At 67.1% G+C, this 15,472-nt stretch carries 19 protein-coding genes, 3 tRNA genes and 1 pseudogene; 3 read left to right on the top strand and 20 right to left on the bottom strand.

Annotated features, from left to right (window positions below):
- Positions 1–1,271, bottom strand: a pseudogene (locus tag RMO01_RS10450) (DNA-directed RNA polymerase subunit beta); the annotation flags it as partial.
- A gap of 327 nt (positions 1,272–1,598) precedes the next feature.
- Between RMO01_RS10450 and RMO01_RS10445 the strand changes: the two are divergent.
- Both RMO01_RS10445 and RMO01_RS10440 read left to right on the top strand, forming a co-directional pair.
- Positions 1,599–2,111, top strand: coding sequence for an FKBP-type peptidyl-prolyl cis-trans isomerase (locus RMO01_RS10445; RefSeq protein ID WP_309628989.1), 513 nt, complete (start codon positions 1,599–1,601; stop codon positions 2,109–2,111).
- 122 nt (positions 2,112–2,233) lie between these two features.
- Positions 2,234–4,000, top strand: coding sequence for a patatin-like phospholipase family protein (locus RMO01_RS10440; protein ID WP_309628988.1), 1,767 nt, complete (start codon positions 2,234–2,236; stop codon positions 3,998–4,000).
- 35 nt (positions 4,001–4,035) lie between these two features.
- Here the strand turns inward: RMO01_RS10440 and RMO01_RS10435 are convergent.
- From RMO01_RS10435 to RMO01_RS10370, 14 genes are all read right to left on the bottom strand, one after another.
- Positions 4,036–4,112 (bottom strand) — tRNA-His (locus tag RMO01_RS10435).
- A 171-nt stretch (positions 4,113–4,283) separates the two neighbouring features.
- Positions 4,284–5,003: a TonB family protein gene (locus RMO01_RS10430; protein ID WP_309628987.1), complete on the bottom strand. Its 720-nt coding sequence runs from the start codon at positions 5,001–5,003 to the stop codon at positions 4,284–4,286.
- Positions 5,003–5,452, bottom strand: a complete 450-nt coding sequence (locus RMO01_RS10425; protein WP_309628986.1) for a biopolymer transporter ExbD — start codon at positions 5,450–5,452, stop codon at positions 5,003–5,005. The genes RMO01_RS10430 and RMO01_RS10425 overlap by 1 nt, the downstream gene beginning before the upstream one ends.
- Positions 5,453–5,457: 5 nt before the next feature.
- The gene (exbB, locus tag RMO01_RS10420; RefSeq protein ID WP_309628985.1) at positions 5,458–6,357 is read right to left on the bottom strand and encodes a tonB-system energizer ExbB; all 900 of its coding nucleotides are present in this window, start codon (positions 6,355–6,357) and stop codon (positions 5,458–5,460) included.
- A 517-nt stretch (positions 6,358–6,874) separates the two neighbouring features.
- A tRNA-Phe gene (locus RMO01_RS10415) sits at positions 6,875–6,950 on the bottom strand.
- Between the two features lie 62 nt (positions 6,951–7,012).
- Positions 7,013–7,180: a DNA gyrase inhibitor YacG gene (locus RMO01_RS10410; protein WP_309628984.1), complete on the bottom strand. Its 168-nt coding sequence runs from the start codon at positions 7,178–7,180 to the stop codon at positions 7,013–7,015.
- 4 nt (positions 7,181–7,184) lie between these two features.
- Positions 7,185–8,216, bottom strand: a complete 1,032-nt coding sequence (locus tag RMO01_RS10405) for an RNA-binding protein (protein ID WP_309628983.1) — start codon at positions 8,214–8,216, stop codon at positions 7,185–7,187.
- Complete coding sequence (locus RMO01_RS10400) at positions 8,213–8,788, bottom strand: Maf family protein (protein WP_309628982.1); 576 nt, start codon at positions 8,786–8,788, stop codon at positions 8,213–8,215. The genes RMO01_RS10405 and RMO01_RS10400 overlap by 4 nt, the downstream gene beginning before the upstream one ends.
- Positions 8,789–8,795: 7 nt before the next feature.
- The gene (gene infA / locus RMO01_RS10395) at positions 8,796–9,014 is read right to left on the bottom strand and encodes a translation initiation factor IF-1 (RefSeq protein ID WP_008261544.1); all 219 of its coding nucleotides are present in this window, start codon (positions 9,012–9,014) and stop codon (positions 8,796–8,798) included.
- 176 nt (positions 9,015–9,190) lie between these two features.
- Positions 9,191–9,556, bottom strand: coding sequence for an endonuclease domain-containing protein (locus tag RMO01_RS10390; RefSeq protein ID WP_309628981.1), 366 nt, complete (start codon positions 9,554–9,556; stop codon positions 9,191–9,193).
- A gap of 76 nt (positions 9,557–9,632) precedes the next feature.
- Positions 9,633–10,097 carry a UPF0262 family protein gene (locus RMO01_RS10385; protein WP_309628980.1) on the bottom strand — a complete coding sequence of 155 codons (465 nt, stop codon included), beginning with the start codon at positions 10,095–10,097 and terminating at the stop codon, positions 9,633–9,635.
- The gene (locus RMO01_RS10380) at positions 10,094–10,588 is read right to left on the bottom strand and encodes a DUF2948 family protein (protein ID WP_309628979.1); all 495 of its coding nucleotides are present in this window, start codon (positions 10,586–10,588) and stop codon (positions 10,094–10,096) included. Before RMO01_RS10380 ends, RMO01_RS10385 begins: the two co-directional genes overlap by 4 nt.
- Complete coding sequence (gene murA, locus RMO01_RS10375) at positions 10,578–11,882, bottom strand: UDP-N-acetylglucosamine 1-carboxyvinyltransferase (RefSeq protein WP_309628978.1); 1,305 nt, start codon at positions 11,880–11,882, stop codon at positions 10,578–10,580. Before murA ends, RMO01_RS10380 begins: the two co-directional genes overlap by 11 nt.
- Positions 11,883–11,998: 116 nt before the next feature.
- Positions 11,999–12,175 carry a hypothetical protein gene (locus RMO01_RS10370; protein WP_309628977.1) on the bottom strand — a complete coding sequence of 59 codons (177 nt, stop codon included), beginning with the start codon at positions 12,173–12,175 and terminating at the stop codon, positions 11,999–12,001.
- 94 nt (positions 12,176–12,269) lie between these two features.
- On the opposite strand from RMO01_RS10370, the gene RMO01_RS10365 reads away from it, so the two are divergent.
- Positions 12,270–12,344 (top strand) — tRNA-Thr (locus tag RMO01_RS10365).
- 64 nt (positions 12,345–12,408) lie between these two features.
- On the opposite strand, the gene RMO01_RS10360 is transcribed toward RMO01_RS10365, so the two are convergent.
- From RMO01_RS10360 to RMO01_RS10340, 5 genes are all read right to left on the bottom strand, one after another.
- Complete coding sequence (locus RMO01_RS10360) at positions 12,409–13,017, bottom strand: hypothetical protein (protein ID WP_309628976.1); 609 nt, start codon at positions 13,015–13,017, stop codon at positions 12,409–12,411.
- A 73-nt stretch (positions 13,018–13,090) separates the two neighbouring features.
- Positions 13,091–13,582: a peptide-methionine (R)-S-oxide reductase MsrB gene (gene msrB / locus RMO01_RS10355; protein ID WP_309628975.1), complete on the bottom strand. Its 492-nt coding sequence runs from the start codon at positions 13,580–13,582 to the stop codon at positions 13,091–13,093.
- 112 nt (positions 13,583–13,694) lie between these two features.
- A complete protein-coding gene (locus tag RMO01_RS10350) occupies positions 13,695–14,399 on the bottom strand; it encodes a hypothetical protein (RefSeq protein WP_309628974.1) in 705 nt (234 codons plus the stop codon).
- A 221-nt stretch (positions 14,400–14,620) separates the two neighbouring features.
- Entirely contained in the window at positions 14,621–15,046 is a 426-nt protein-coding gene (locus tag RMO01_RS10345; RefSeq protein ID WP_309628973.1) for a chemotaxis protein CheW, read from the bottom strand.
- Between the two features lie 38 nt (positions 15,047–15,084).
- The coding region (locus tag RMO01_RS10340; protein ID WP_309628972.1) for a methyl-accepting chemotaxis protein at positions 15,085–15,472 on the bottom strand (388 nt) is incomplete at its 5' end.

Below are 15,472 nucleotides of genomic sequence, written 5' to 3'. Positions count from 1 at the left end.
CGGCCCACGGCCGACAGGTCGTAGCGCTCGCTGTCGAAGAACAGCGAGTTGAACATGGCTTCGGCGGCCTCCGGGGTCGGCGGCTCACCCGGGCGCATCACGCGATAGACGTCGAACAGCGCGTCCTCGCGGCCGGTGTTCTTGTCGACGCGCAGGGTGTTGCGCATGTAGGCGCCGACCGTGACGTGGTCGATGTCCAGCACGTCGATGGTGGTGAAGCCCTTGCCTTCCAGCAGTTCGATGGTCGGCGCGTCCAGCTCGTCGCCGGCCTCCGCGTAGATCTCGCCGGTCTCGTAGTTGACGGCGTCGGCGGCCAGGTAGCGGGTCACCAGGGCGTCGGCCGCCAGCGACAGCGACTTGGTGGTGTCGCCCAGCTTCTTGGCGGCGCGGGCCGAGATCTTCTGGCCGGCCGAGGCGACGACTTCACCGGTGTCGGCGTCGACCAGGTCGAACTCGGGCTTCACGCCCTTCCAGCGGTCGGCCTTGTAGGGCGTGACCCAGCCTTCGCCGCGCTTCTCGTAGGGAACGGTCTCGTAGAAGGTGCGCAGGATCTCCTCGCCGTCCATGCCCAGGGCATAGAGGAAGGTGGTCGCCGGCAGCTTGCGGCGACGGTCGATACGCACGAACACCACGTCCTTGGCGTCGAACTCGAAGTCGAGCCACGAACCGCGGTACGGGATCACGCGGGCGGCGAACAGCAGCTTGCCCGACGAGTGGGTCTTGCCCTTGTCGTGGTCGAAGAAGACGCCCGGCGAGCGGTGCATCTGCGAAACGATCACCCGCTCGGTGCCGTTGACGATGAAGGTCCCCTTGTCCGTCATCAGGGGGATGTCCCCCATGTAGACGTCCTGTTCCTTGATGTCCTTGACCGAACGGGCGCCCGTTTCCTCGTCCGCTTCAAAGACGATCAGGCGCAGCTTGACCTTCAGCGGCGCGGCATAGGTCATGTCGCGCTGGATGCATTCCTCGACGTCGTACTTCGGGTCCTCGAACTCGTAGGACACATATTCCAGCACAGCGCGTTCGTTGAAGTCCTTGATCGGGAAGACCGACTTGAAGACCGCCTCGATGCCCTGCTCCTTGCGGACGCCCGGACGGACCTCGCGCTGCAGGAACTGTTCGTAGGAGGCGCGCTGGACCTCGATCAGGTTCGGCATCGCCACCGCTTCGGGGATACGCCCGAAGGATTTGCGGATGCGCTTCTTGCCGGTGAAGGTCGTGGCCGATGCGATCTGACCATTGATGGTGAGACCGTTCAGGACGTCAGTCATTCTGTTTTCCCATTCGCGGATCCGGGGGAGACCACGCGCAAAATGCAGCAGCCACGGGAGCGCGAGCGGCGTCCCGTGACAATCGGTTTCGGCCTCCACCCTCGATCCCTGCAGGATCAGGAGGCCTGAAATCTGAGAAGCTCCCTGGGTAAGGAGCCACGCCTTCGCTCGGTCGGAGGGCGACGGACCGGGCCTCGGCGCTTTCGCGCAGACTCATGGGGAGTGTTGCGGAACGCGGACATATACGCGCTTCTCGGGCGAAATAAAGGCCCTCATTCCGATTTTCGCCGGCTTCGCAAGCGGTTTCTCCGCTGGTAGCGTAGCGGCATGAAAATCATCCCCATCCTCGTCGCCATCCCCCTCGCCACCCTGACCCTCGCCGCCTGCGCCACCGCGCCCGAGCCGGTCGCCGTTGACGCCCCCGTGGTCCACTCCACGCCCGAGGTCTACGAAGCCGGCCAGGCCGCCTACCTCGCCTGGAACGGGGCCCGTCGCGGCTGGACCACCACGGCCTCGGGTCTTCAGTACCGCCGCGAAGGCGCCGCCCGCCCCGAGGGCGCGCAGCCGACCGGAACCCAGACCGTCCGCGTCCACTACGAGGGGACCTTCATCGACGGCCGCAAGTTCGACTCGTCATACGACCGGGGCGAACCGGCCGAGTTCCCGCTGAACCGGGTCATCGCGGGCTGGACCGAGGGCGTCGCCCTGATGCGCGTCGGCGAGACCTTCCATTTCGCCATCCCCGCCTCGCTCGGCTACGGCGACCGCTGGGTCGGCGGCGACGAACTGCCGCCTAACTCGACCCTTCTGTTCAAGGTCGAATTGCTGGAAGTGAAGTAAAGCGACCGGCGCCCTCTCCCTCAGGGAGAGGGTTCACCCCTTGCCCCTTGCCCCAAACCGCCGCTAATCCAGGACAGCCGGCCGGGCATTGACCGGCCGCCAGCCACGGCGATCACATCCGCATGAGCCCTTCCCGCCACGACAATCTTGAAGCGGCGCTGGCGCGGGTTTTCGAGGATCAGAACACAAAGGCCAGCTGGTTCGCCCTGACCGGCGGAGAGCTGCTGTTCTCGGCCGGGGACGAGCCCGACAGCCTCTATCTGGTCCGCTCCGGCCGTCTCGGCGTCTTCCGCCAGGACGAAGACCAGCCGCCCCAGTTCCTCGGCGTCATCAAGCCGGGCGAGCCGGTGGGCGAAATGGCCCTGATCGCCGGCGCGCCGCACTCCGCCAGCGTCGTGGCCCTGCGCGACTCCGAGATCCTGGCCCTGCCGCGCGAAGTCTTCTTCGAGGCCGTGCGCACCCAGCCCGACGTCATGATCGAGCTGTCGCGGTTGATGCTGCACCGGGCCCGGGAGCGCGCGCCGGGGGTCACCGAACCCAGTGTCTTCGGCTTCATCTCGGTGCGCGGCCGCCCGATCCGCCCCTTCGTCGACCGCGTCGCCGCCGCCGTGGAGGCCCAGGGGAAAACCTGCCAGGTCATCGACCATTCCGCCCTGTCCTCGGTCTCCGAGTGGTTCTCGCGCATGGAGGACAGCCACGACTTCGTCCTCTACGTCGCCGAACTGGACGAGCCGTCCTGGGCCAACCTCTGCGCCCGCCAGGTCGACCGGCTTTTCCTCGTCGGCGACGCCCTGACTGCGCCGCCCGCCAACATCCCCATCCGCACCGCTCACGGGCTTCAGCAGTTCACCGACCTGATCCTGTTGCGCGACCCGCGCATGCGCCGCCCGGCCAACACCTCGATCTGGCTCGATTCCGTCAACCCGGGCCGCTGGTTCCATGCCGTCGAGGGCGACGCGGCGGACGCGGCCCGCATCGCCCGCATCGTCACCGGGACGGCCATCGGCCTGGTCCTGTCCGGCGGCGGCGCCCGCGCCTATGCCCACATCGGCGCCGTTCGCGCCCTGCATGAAGCCGGGGTGAAGTTCGACTTCCTCGGAGGGTCCTCGATGGGCGCCGTCATCGCCGCCGGCCCGGCCCTCGGCTGGACCGACGAGGAACTGGACGCCCGCATCCGCACCGCCTTCGTCCGCTCGGATCCCCTGTCGGACCTGGCCTTCCCGATCATCGCCATGACCCGCGCCGGCAAGGTCGCGCGCCTGCTGCAGGACGCCTATGGCGAGATCGACATCGCCGACATGCCCCTGCCCTTCTTCGCCGTCTCGTCGAACCTGACCAGCGGCCGGATCGAGGTGCACCGCCGGGGCCTGCTGCGCCGGGCCATGCGCGCCTCCATCTCCATTCCAGGCGTTATGCCGCCGGTGGTCATCGACGGTCAGGTTCTGGTCGACGGCGCCGTGATCAAGAACTTCCCGACCGACGTCATGCGCCAGATGAACGCGGGCCCCATCGTCGGCGTCGACATGTCCCAGACACGTGGGGTCGATCCCGCCACCCTCGCCAATCCGCCGTCCTGGTGGCGCTGGATCGTCTCGGGCGCATGGAAAAAGGGGCCGCCGATCGTCTCCGTGCTGATGCGTTCGGCCACCATCACCACGGACGCGGACATGGAGAGTTCGCGGGCCGACACGGACCTGCTGATCCTGCCCGTGCCCGAGGGCTCCGACATCCGCGACTGGAAGGTCTACGAGCCCGTGGTCGCAGCGGGCCATGCGGCGGCGGTTGTGGCTCTGTCGAAGCTGGAAGGTCAGATCGAGACCCTGCGCCAGCGCCCGGACGTCAAGGCTTCCCCACTGGTTCAGGACGAGTCCGAACCGGCCGTGGCCTGACCACCAGCCCTGATGGCCTTGGCGATGTGGGAGGATGGTACCGCCTCTCAGGCTTGAACTGAGGACCTCCGGTTCCACAAACCGGCGCTCTAACCAACTGAGCTAAGGCGGCTCATCGTCGGCCCCGTGGGGCTGCGAGAGGCGGGTATCTACCGGCTGCGCTCGAGGCGATCAAGCATTATCCGCCCTCGGACGTCGCCGCTTTTGCGAGGCCTCACAACAACGAAAAACGCCCCGAGGTTTCCCTCGGGGCGTCTTCCCTGGTCCGTTTCCGGGCCATGTTCTAGTCCGGCAGGTTGAACCTGACGGTGAAGCGAACCGTACCCCCGGTGGCCACGCCGTCGACCGAACGGGGCGACAGACGGGCGCTGCGGGCCGCAGCGAGGGCGGCGCGGCCAAAGCCGGCGCCCGCGGGCGTTTCCGAGACGATCGAGCATCCGGAGACGCTGCCGTTCGGGTTGACGGTGCAGCTGAGATCGGCGCTGCCGGACAGACCACGCTCGAGAGCGCGATCCGGATAGGTCGGGCGAGGCTGCGAAGCCCAGCTCGGGTTGGTGATCACCGGCGGCCGAACCGGAGCCGGCGGAGCCGGCGGTGGCGGAGGTCCGGGGACGATCACGGGCGGACCCGTGTATTCGACCCGGTCTTCCTTCTTCGTCGGCTCGATCGGAAGCGTGATCGGCGGCGGAGGCGCCAGGGTGTTGATGACCGGCGGACGGACCTGCAGCTTGGGCGGCGGCGGGGTGTCCGGCGGAGGCGGCGGAGGCGGCGGCGGCGGAGGCGGCGGGATCGGTTCGACGATCTCGACGTCCACGGCGTCGTCCGAGTACTCCTGGATCTTCAGCTCGAACCTGGTCTTCTGCAGGTAGAAGATCATGATCGCGAAGAGAACGGTGACGGTTCCCAGGGAGATCAACCAAATGCCGGGCGAGACCCCCATGAAGCCCTTCTTGCGAGGGGCGTCATAACGACTGCGATGATACTCGACGGGTGTGTCAGTCATCATGCACCTCCCGGCGGCGTCGAGTTGTCTTCGCCGACCAGGGCGACGCTGTAGAAGCCGTTGTCCTGCAGGGCGTTCATGACCTGCATGAAGTCGCCGTACCGGGTCTGCTGGTCGCCACGGATGAAGATACGCTCTTCTTCCGGGTTACGCGTCCGGATCAGCCGCCGCAGGTCGTCCCCGAGCTGTTCGGGGCTGCTGCGTCCGTCGCCGATGAAGACATCGCCATCGCTCTGGATGGAGATGAACACCGGCTTGGGCGGATTCTCCTGCGGAGGGGCTACGGCTGTCGGCAGCTTCACCTCGATCGACACGGTGGCCAGCGGAGCCGCCACCATGAAGATGATGAGGAGAACCAGCATGATATCAACGAATGGCGTGACGTTGATGTCGCTCTGCTGCTCGACGTTGTACTTGCCGCCGCCGCCGCCTGAAAGTTTGGCGGCCATCCGTCTTACGCTCCCTTGTCGAGTTGACGCGAGATGGCGTTGATCAGTTCAGCGTTGAAGCCGTCCGAACGGGTGCCATACGCCGAGATGCGGGTGTTGAAGTAGTTGTAGAAGATAACCGCCGGGATAGCGGCGAACAGGCCGATACCGGTGGCGAGCAGGGCTTCGGCGATACCCGGGGCGACGACGGCCAGGTTGGTCGTGTTCGACTGGGCGATACCGATGAAGGAGTTCATGATGCCGTAAACGGTGCCGAACAGACCCACGAACGGGCCGGTCGAACCGGTCGATGCCAGGAACTGCTGACCACCCGACAGGCGGGCGGCGAGGCCGGCCTGAACGGCGGCGACGGCTTGCTGAGCGCGCAGCAGGGCCGAGTCGCTGTGGTCGCCGTGGACGTTCAGACCCGCCTGGCGGGACAGTTCGATTTCTTCGGTCGCCGCGGCGGCCATGTCGGCCAGCGGGTTTCCGTCGAACTCGTCGGCGGTGGCGACACGACGCATGTCAGCGATCGTGCGGGCGCCGCGGAAGGCTTCCAGGAACTGGTCGGTCTTGCGGTTCAGACCGCCGAACTCGAGCAGTTTGATGAGCAGCAGGGTCCAGGTGAAGATCGAGGCCAGCAGCAGGCCGATCATCACGATCTTAACGACGATGCCCGAGTCCATGAACATGGAGATCGGGGTGATGTCGCCGCTGTGGCCGCCGCTGATCGCCTCGCCGACGCTTTCCGGATCGGCTGCGTCAGCAGGAGCAGCCGGAGCCGGGGTGGCGGCCGCCGGGGCGGCGGTGGCGGCTGCGGGAGCCGCGGTCGCGTCAGGGGCTGCCGGGGCTTGCGCCAGAGCCGGCGAGCCCGCCATCAGGACGGCGGCGCCGGCCAGGGCGAGAAGGGTGTTGGTCTTAATCATGTGTCGCCAGTTCCTGCTTTTTTGGTCTGACTCGTGGAACCCAGGACCGGAGCGCGTCAGGGACGCTCCGCCCTCTATGAAAACGGTTGTGTCCCGCCTGCCGGCCAGGGTGGCCAACGGCGGAACGCCTTCTGTCGCATCCGGTTGCCCGAGGGCGCCCATCGGCGGGTTGGTCGAAGCCTTGGAGCACGAGGCCCAGCAGGCGTTCGGCCGCTCACGCAAAGAAAGCGGTCAAGCTCCTTTGGCGAACCGATAACAGAGCGTCAAGGCTTCAGAGGTGCTTTTCGCCCCCTGAGCGAGCCGGCAGGTCAAATCCCGCAATGTCTTACCACTGCTGCATTTCGGCGTTAGGTTAATCGACCCTGCAGACGCCAAACCGGCAGCGCAGGCTTACGTTCGGGAATGCGGCGCGGCAGGCGCTGATTTCGACGTCCCGGCGACCGTTTCGCGCGACGGCGGTCTTGCCCGCGACGCGACGGCCCCGTTCGGGCAGATATTGTCTTGAAGGGGAAGGGAGTGGTGCCTGGAGGCGGGTTCGAACCACCGACACATGGATTTTCAATCCATTGCTCTACCAGCTGAGCTATCCAGGCGCCCGCGCGAAAACGCGAGAGGCGGGTCTATAGGCGAGCCGAAACGGGGTGTCCAGACAGGATCAGTCTTCGTTTTCAGGATCGGCGTCAGGGACCGGCTCGTCCGTGTCGGGCAGGACATAGGACCCCACCAGCCAGCGCTGCAGATCCACGTCGGCGCACCGCTTCGAACAGAAGGGCCTGTAGGCCTCCATGGTCGGATTCTTGCGGCAGATCGGACAGGTCGCCATTCGTTCAGCCCTCATCGACCGTGAAACGTCCGGGCGCGACGGTCGGGTCCGCCTTCACCGCCGCACGCGGCCCCAGCCGGGCGACCAGCGGCGCGGCGGCCGCCGCCTCATCCTCCGTGCAGCGGGCCGTGAACCGGGGAACGGTCGTGTCCGACAGCATCATGTGCCTGAGGGACCGCGCGATATCGATCCCCCGTGTCGTCAGCGACCGCCGCCGCCCGGCTTCCAGTAAAATCTCCTCCACCGGCCGCGTCCGCCACGGCAGGGCCAGTTGCAGCAGGCCGAACCGGCTCAGCGGCCCCAGGGTCGCGTCGTCGCCGGCGAAGGCTTCCTTCGCCATCCCGGTCACCTGCGCCGGATCCAGCGTCGTCCCGACCAGGTCGACGGCGACCAGCCCGCCCCAGCCGCTCAGCCGGATCATCCGCGCGGCGTGGATCAGACCCAGGCGGTTGGCCTGCGCCCGGCCCTTGCGTGCGTCCCGCCCGGGCAGGTGCGCATAGTCTATATCCACGGCGATCAACGCCCGCGTCCTCTGCACCGCCAGGTCCAGCGCCCACTCGGCGAAGACGTCGCCGGGGTTCAGGGCCTCCTCCTCGGCGTCCCAGCTCGCCTGAATCGCCTGAACGCCTGTGACTGGCGCGACACCGGGGGCGATCTGTCGCAGCCGCTCGATGACGTCCGGACCTGATGCGATCAGCCGGGGGTTCCCCTCTCCTGCCCCCAGCCGCTTCAGCGCCGGCCCCTTGGCCTCGCGCCGTTCCGCCGTCACCTCGACTTCGACGATCTCGCCGGCCCGCAGGCTCTCGCCCTTGCCGAGCGGCAGGAAGCCCGAAGGCCCGTCGCAGCCCAGATCGACGAAGACGGCCCGGAACGCGCCATCCGCCTCGATCACCCGCCCCACGCTGCGCGCGCCCAGCCGGTGCTGGTGCGGATCGTTGTCCCTGTGGATGATCAGCCGTTCGAAGCGACCGTCCCGCGCTACGACTCCCCGGACTTCGCCCGGCGTGTCGTCCAGGAAGACCTCGACCTCGCTCATTTGCGCCAGCCGACGCCCGCCAGCAGGTTGACCGTCTCCGGCAGAGGCAGGCCCATCACCGCCGGATGACTGCCGATAATCTTGAGCACGAAGGCGGCCGCCGGGCCCTGGATGCCATAGCCCCCGGCCTTGCCCTGCCAGTCCCCGCCGGCGACATAGTCCGCGATCTCGGCGTCCGACAGCCGCTTGATGGCCACCCGGGTATCCACCACGCGATGCCGCACGACGTCTCCCGTCGCCACGGCCACCCCGGTGAAGACCCGGTGATTCCGTCCCGACAGCAGCCGCAGGAACGTCTCCGCCTCCCCCGCATCGGCGGGCTTCTCCAGCAGCCGACGCCCCACGGCCACCACCGTGTCGGCGGCCAGAACCACGGCGTCCGGCGACCGCGCCGCGACGGCCTGGGCCTTGGTCCGCGCCAGCCGGACGGCCAGCCGCGAAGGCGTTTCATCCTTCAGCGGCGTCTCGTCGATGTCGGCGGGATCGATACGATCGGGAGTGATCCCTATCAGCGCCAGCAGTTCGATGCGGCGCGGGCTGGCCGAGGCCAGCACGAGTTCGGGTCGCGGCACGCGACCCTTACTTGAAGCGGTAGGTGATGCGGCCCTTGGTCAGGTCATAGGGCGTCATCTCGACCAGGACCTTGTCCCCGGCCAGCACGCGGATGCGGTTCTTGCGCATCTTGCCGGCGGTGTGGGCGATGATCTCGTGATCGTTCTCGAGCGTCACGCGGAACGTGGCGTTCGGCAGCAGTTCGCTGACCGTACCGGGAAACTCGAGCAGTTCTTCCTTAGCCATGCGGCCTCTCGCGCCCTTGAATACGAATCAAGGCCCGCGCCGGACGAAAGCGCGAGCCGTAAGAAGTCGGCGCTAATGCACGAAATCGGCGCGTTAGTCGAGTTCTCCTCCCCGTGCGCAGCATGGGGAGGTGGCGCGGCGCCTCTTTGCGCCGTGACGGAGGGGGCGACACGATATCAAAGAGAGGGGTTTATCTGCGCTTCGGCCTCTCGCCGAATATACGCCAGAACCCCATCCAACGTGTCGCGGACATCCTTTGCCCGGATACGAATGACCCGAATGCCTTTGCCCGAAAGCCAAGCCGTTCGCCTCGCATCGTGCGCGATCTGGATCGGCTGGTCATGGGTCGCGCCATCCACCTCGACCGCCAGTTTCGCAGCGGCGCAGTAGAAATCGAGAATGTAGGGGCCGATCGGATGCTGTTTGCGAAAGCCCAACCCGCCGAGTTGGTCACCTTTCAGGTAACGCCACAGCCGCGCTTCGGGCGGCGTAAGCGCCCGTCTGAAAGCACGAGCGCGTTGATAGCTGATCCCGTCCGCCACCCCGTCGCCCCCTCCGTCACGGCGCTGAAGGAGCGCCGCGCCACCTCCCCATCGCTTCGCGACAGGGAGGAGAAAACTAGCCCCGCCGATACAACGCACACACCAGAGTAAACAGCCGCCGCGCCGTCTCGTGGTCGATCTGGACCTTGCCGTCCAGCCGCGCTTTCAGCAGTTCGGCGCCTTCGTTGTGCAGCCCCCGCCGGCCCATGTCCACGGCTTCGATCTGGCTGGCCGACGACCCGCGCAGAGCCTCGTAATAGCTGTCGCAGATCATCAGATAGTCCTTCAGCACGCTCTTCAGCGGCGTCAGGCTCAGGGCGTAGGTCCGGGTGTAGTCCACCCCGGTGATGTCGAAGACCAGCCGGTTGTCCTGCAGCGACAGCTTCAGCCCATACGGCCCGCCTTCGGACCCTTCCGGCTCGAACGAATTCTTCTCGATCAGATCGAAGATGGCGACGCGGCGCTCGTGCTCGATCTCCGCAGTCGCCGACGGCAAGGTCGCCTCGTCCAGATCGACAGAGGCCAGCCGATGATCGCTCACGCTTCAACCCCATTGGGAGACGTGTCCAGATGGGTCGGCGCCACCCTCGCAGCCCAACGGTCCGACAGATCCGCCACCACCGCGTCCAGGCATTCGACATCGACCCTGAGGTCCCCGCCGCCCGCGAACATCAGTATGGCCCGCCCGCCCGGCGCCTCGCCTTCGAAGAAATGGATCGCCAGAAGCTCCAGCGGCGCGTCGGGAAGCCTCGGCAGGCCCCGGCTCTTGACCGAGATCACGTCCCCGAACTGCATGGCGGCGCGGACGCGGGTCCCGCCGCATTCCCAGCAGAACCGGCTCAGCTCGATCGTCAGCCGCCGTGCGCCCTTTTCCCAGACGATGTCCGCCGGCCTCAGGATCGCGTCCTGCAGGGCCGCCGAGATTATCGCCAGGTCCTCGCCGTCCTCGGCCAGCAGACGCAGGGGCTCGTTCGCGCCGCTCGCCGCGCGCACCGCCTCCTGCTCCTCGCGCTCCAGCGCCTCAGTGGTCATCGCCCGGTCCTTCGACGGGCGGGCCTTTGACCCGCCGGATATCCGCGCCGCACGCGCCGAGCTTCTCTTCCAGACGCTCGAACCCGCGATCCAGATGATAGACCCGGCCGATATTGGTTTCACCCTCGGCGACCAGACCCGCGATCACCAGGCTGACGGAGGCTCTCAGGTCCGTGGCCATGACCGGCGCGCCCTTCAGCTTCTCGACGCCCGTGACATGGGCCTCGCCCGCATGGACCGAGATCTCGGCCCCCAGCCGCGCCAGCTCCGGCGCATGCATGAAGCGGTTCTCGAAGATGTTCTCGTGGATGACGCTGACGCCGTCGGCCGTGGTCATCAGCGTCATGAACTGGGCCTGCAGGTCGGTCGGGAACCCCGGATAGACCTCGGTCGCCACGTTGACGGCTTTCAGACGCTGCGACGGATCGCGCTTCACGATCACCCCGTCGTCGGTCGGGACGATCTCGACCCCCGCCTCGACCATCCGGTCGGTCAGGGAGGTGATCAGGTCGGCCCGGCTGTTGGTCAGCCGCACCTCGCCCCCCGCCATGGCGGCGGCGCAGGCGTAGGAGCCCATCTCGATACGGTCCGGGATCACCGACCACTTCCCGCCGTTCAGCGAGGTCACGCCTTCGATGACCAGGGTATCCGTGTCGATCCCCTCGATCTTCGCGCCCATCATCACCAGGCAGCGAGCCAGGTCGCCGATCTCCGGCTCGCGGGCCGCGCGCTTCAGCACCGTTGTCCCCCGCGCCAGGGTCGCGGCCATCAATGTGTGTTCGGTCGCTCCGACCGAGACGAACGGAAATTCGATCTCTGCCCCGATCAGCCCCTTGGGCGCTGTGGCCGAGACATAGCCCTCCTCCAGCTCGATCAGCGCCCCCAGCCGCGTCAGGGCGTCGATATGCAGGTCGACCGGCCGGGCCCCGATGGTGCAGCCGCCCGGCAGCGACACCTTGGCATGCCCCGTCCGCGCCAGCAGAGGCCCCAGCACGTTGAAGCTGGCCCGCATCTGGCGAACCAGGTCGTAGGGGGCGAAGGTCGATGTGATGGACCTGGCGTCGAACAGGGTCTCCTGCCCGCCATGCCCGTCGCGCTCCTGCACAGCGATGCCGAACTGCTGCAGCAGCCGGCCCAGGAACTTGGTGTCCGCCAGCCGCGGCATGTTGGTCAGCAACAGCGTCTGGTCGGTCAGGATCGACGCCGCCATCAGCTTGATGGCCGAGTTCTTCGCCCCGCTGACCGGAATCGATCCGTGAAGCGGGCCGTTGCCGTGAACCGTGATGCTGTCCATGTCGTCCTTGAAGCCGCAAGGATCGACTGTCCCGGCGAGCCGGCTATCTAGCGCGGTCGCCCCGTATCGCGAAAGGGCCGCCCAACGCCGATTCGATGACTTTCAGTTGCCAGGCTCTAGTTGCCCGGTCTGTCGCGCTTCGGCTGGACCGCCTTGCGACGCCTCAGATTGTCTCGCAGCGCCCTGGCCAGTCGCACCGTGCGTTCCGCCTTGGCGATCTCCTCGGCCGTGCGCGGCGCGGGCGTCGCCGTTTCGGCGGGCGACGGGATCGAGGACTCGGGCGGTTCGGTCATGGGTCCACTCAGCCTCGGGAAAAGTTTCGGGGCAAGGGAAAATGGGCTTCCCCCCCGGCAGTGGAGTGGCTATACGGCCGCTTCCTCGGAACAGGCCGCCGTAGCTCAGTGGTAGAGCGCATCCTTGGTAAGGCTGAGGTCGTGGGTTCGATTCCCCCCGGCGGCACCATTCCGAAACGACAAGGCCCGGTCGCGAGACCGGGCCTTTTTCGTTTCCGATCCGGCCGGAAAATCTAGTCCTCGGCAGCAATCACCGGAGTCCGTTCACGGCGGCCGCGGTCCTCGTCCCAACTCAAGCCCACCGACATCGACCGCGACCGACCCGGCCCGCCGTAAAGCGAATCATAGGCGCCCCAGGGCCTGACGCGCGCGCCATAGCCGGGCCCCCCGTAGCCGAACTCGTCCCGATAGGCCGGATAGCCGATGCCGTATCCTGGATGGTCGTAGCCGTACCCATAGCCGTTCTTCGTCTGGCGGTAGGCCAGGTCCAGCCGGCCGTTCTCGCCGATCGGCAGGGACACCCCCACCGACACCGACGAATAGTCGTTCGTCCCGATCGAGCCGCTGACGAAGCCGTGCATCTTGCGATCGTCCTGCGGCCCAATCTCTTCGGCGAAGGGCGTCGATTCGGCCGCGCGGGAGGAGACCCAGCGATCGATCTGTTCGCGTGTCGTCAGATTGTGGGGAGCCACGGCGACCACCTGGGCCGCATCCGGCCGGGCGTCCGTGGTCGGCGCCTCGGCCCCCACGACCACCGCGCCGGCCCCTCGCGGGGCAGTCGTGACCACGCCGTCCGGATCTTCCGAACCCAACAGGGCGGCCACGGCGAGGGCGATCAGCATGGGCGGTACTCCGGACTGGCGATCATCCTAACCCGGATTGAGGCCGGACCGTGATGGCGAAGTTTCAACGGCGTCACGCCACCCCGTCGCCGCGCCCCAGCGGGTCGGGCAGAGGTCGGCCCTCCTCCACGAACGACAGCGCCACCGAGTTGATGCAGTAGCGCAGACCGGTCGGCGGCGGTCCGTCCGGGAACACATGGCCCTGATGGCTGCCGCAACGGGCGCAGGTCGTCTCGACCCGCACCATGCCGTAGGCGCGGTCCTCGATGGCCGTGACATGGTCCTCGCTGACCGGCTGGGTGAAGCTGGGCCAGCCCGTGCCGCTCTCGAACTTGGTCGTCGCCCTGAACAGCGGCAGGCCGCATTCGCGACAGACGAAGACCCCCGCCCGCTTCTCGCCCAGCAGCACGCCGCAGAACGGCGCCTCTGTGCCGTGGCTCAGCAGGACCCGCTTCTCCTCGGCGTTCAGATCGGCCTCCAGCGCCACGCGCTGTCCCTCACTGGGCGGCGTCAGGTCGTATCCGGCGGCGGACAGGTTCGGGCGGGGGTCGGTGATGTCGGTCATGAACGGGAAATGGGGGTGGCGTGGCGCGGTTCCAAGAGCTTCAACCTCCGCTCTCATCGCAGGTTGAGGGAGGATGTGATCCGTCCCCTTGGGTCAGGCAGCCGTCGTCCACTCAGGCGCTGAGCAGGGCGCCCAGAATGCCGATCCCTCCAACCAGTGCACCGCCCAGCATCCCCGAGACGTAAACGGCGAGCATGAGGGCGACCCCCTTGATGATCCCGACGAAGCGCGTCTTGAACCACCGCCCGTGGCCCATCCGCACGAAGGAAACGATGCCGAGCAAGCCAATCACGGCCGAAATGGCGGCCTCGATCGGGCCGGTGCCATATCCCCACCATGCCAGCGGAAGCATCGGCACGGTCCAGGCGCACAGCCAGCCGAAAGTTGCTCGAAACCCTCTTCGCCAACCCAAGTCCTCTTTGTCCCACAGGCGGATGAGCGGAACGGCAGCCAAGGCGTATGCGGCGGACAGCAGCGGCACCATGACCAGCGTCATCCAGCCATCGGCATCCGCCACGAAGGCATCCCGGGATTTGCCGGAGCGCTCGAGAAGCGGCCCCATCAGTTCTGGAGGGAGACCGTCAAGAACGAACCCCGCACCGCCACGCAAGAAGAGGAACAGCATCAGGATGGCGTTCAGCCCGAGGTAAAGACGCAAAGGGCGCGCGTAGCCGCCGCCTTCGGGACCGGCCTCCATCCATGCCCGCAGAACCTTCGAGGGACGAAGAAAAAGATCTCGCACCGTGGCGAGCTCGCGCGCGCCAAAGCCGAGAACGTCTTCGGCCAACTCATCGGCAGGTTTTCGCGCTTCTGCCATGTCTTCCCCCCAAGGCCGCAGTGTTCATCCCCTCTGCTTCACCATACCCCGCTATTGCAAGGGCGGCTGGTGGATGAGCGACGGGTGTCCACGCGCTCAGGCGACACCGCACGAGGTACAACCTTAAAGACAAGCGCCGGGTGAGGTCTCCCCGCCCGGCCCTCTTTGACCTCCGCAGTGCGCTCAAGCAGCGAGCGACCGCGTCGTGAGCGGTAGCGCCCTTACTGGAACAGCGTCCCGACCCAGGTCCGCACGGCGTTCTCATCCGCCGGGTTGCCGACATAGACGAGGCCCTGCGCCGGGGTGGAGGGCGCATTGTTCGGGCGCTCGCGGCTGGTCCAGGCCTTGTGGCCATAGCTCAGGTCCGAATAGTTCGACGGAAGGCGGGCCGCCGTCGACTCGATGAAGATGGTGCCGGTGGCCGTGGTCGAACCGGCGATGCGCATATTCGGCAGCTTGGACAGCAGGTCCAGCGTATCCAGGCAGCCGCCCGAGCAGCCCGCCCCGCGCAGGTTGATCAGCCCAAGGATATAATCCGGCGTCTTGGGCATGGGGGTGGTCTGGTTCCAGCCCCGGATTTCGCGCACCGATCGAACATCGATACAGTATTCCTGACCCCCGATCTCGAACGAGATCAACTCAAGCATGCCCCGGCGTCGGCGGCGTCCCGGGTCTCAGTGGACGCTCAGAATTCCTCCCACTCGGCGGTCTTCAGAGCCCTGTTGCCGACCGTTCGGGATGGTGCGGCCGGCCGCGCGAAAGCCTCGATGCGGGCCTGGGCGGCGTGCACCGGGTTCGACCGCTTGGCGGCCGGGGCCGTGTTGACCTTGAAGCTGGACACCAGCCCGTCCAGCTCCCCTGCCTCGTTCTTGAGCGAATGGCTGGCGGCCGTGGTTTCCTCGACCATGGCGGCGTTCTGCTGGGTCATCTGGTCCATCTGGTTGACGGCGGTGTTGACCTGCTGAAGGCCCGTGGCCTGTTCCTGGGCCGAGGCGGCGATCTCCGACACCAGGCCGTCGATCTCGGCGACGCGGCTGACAATGCGTTGCAGCGCCTCGCCGGTCTGGCCGACC

It is taken from the genome of Brevundimonas sp. (genome assembly GCF_031412435.1).
Classification (GTDB): domain Bacteria; phylum Pseudomonadota; class Alphaproteobacteria; order Caulobacterales; family Caulobacteraceae; genus Brevundimonas.
Note: the sequence above shows the minus strand (reverse complement) of the source record. Positions and strands in the feature narration are given on the sequence as shown.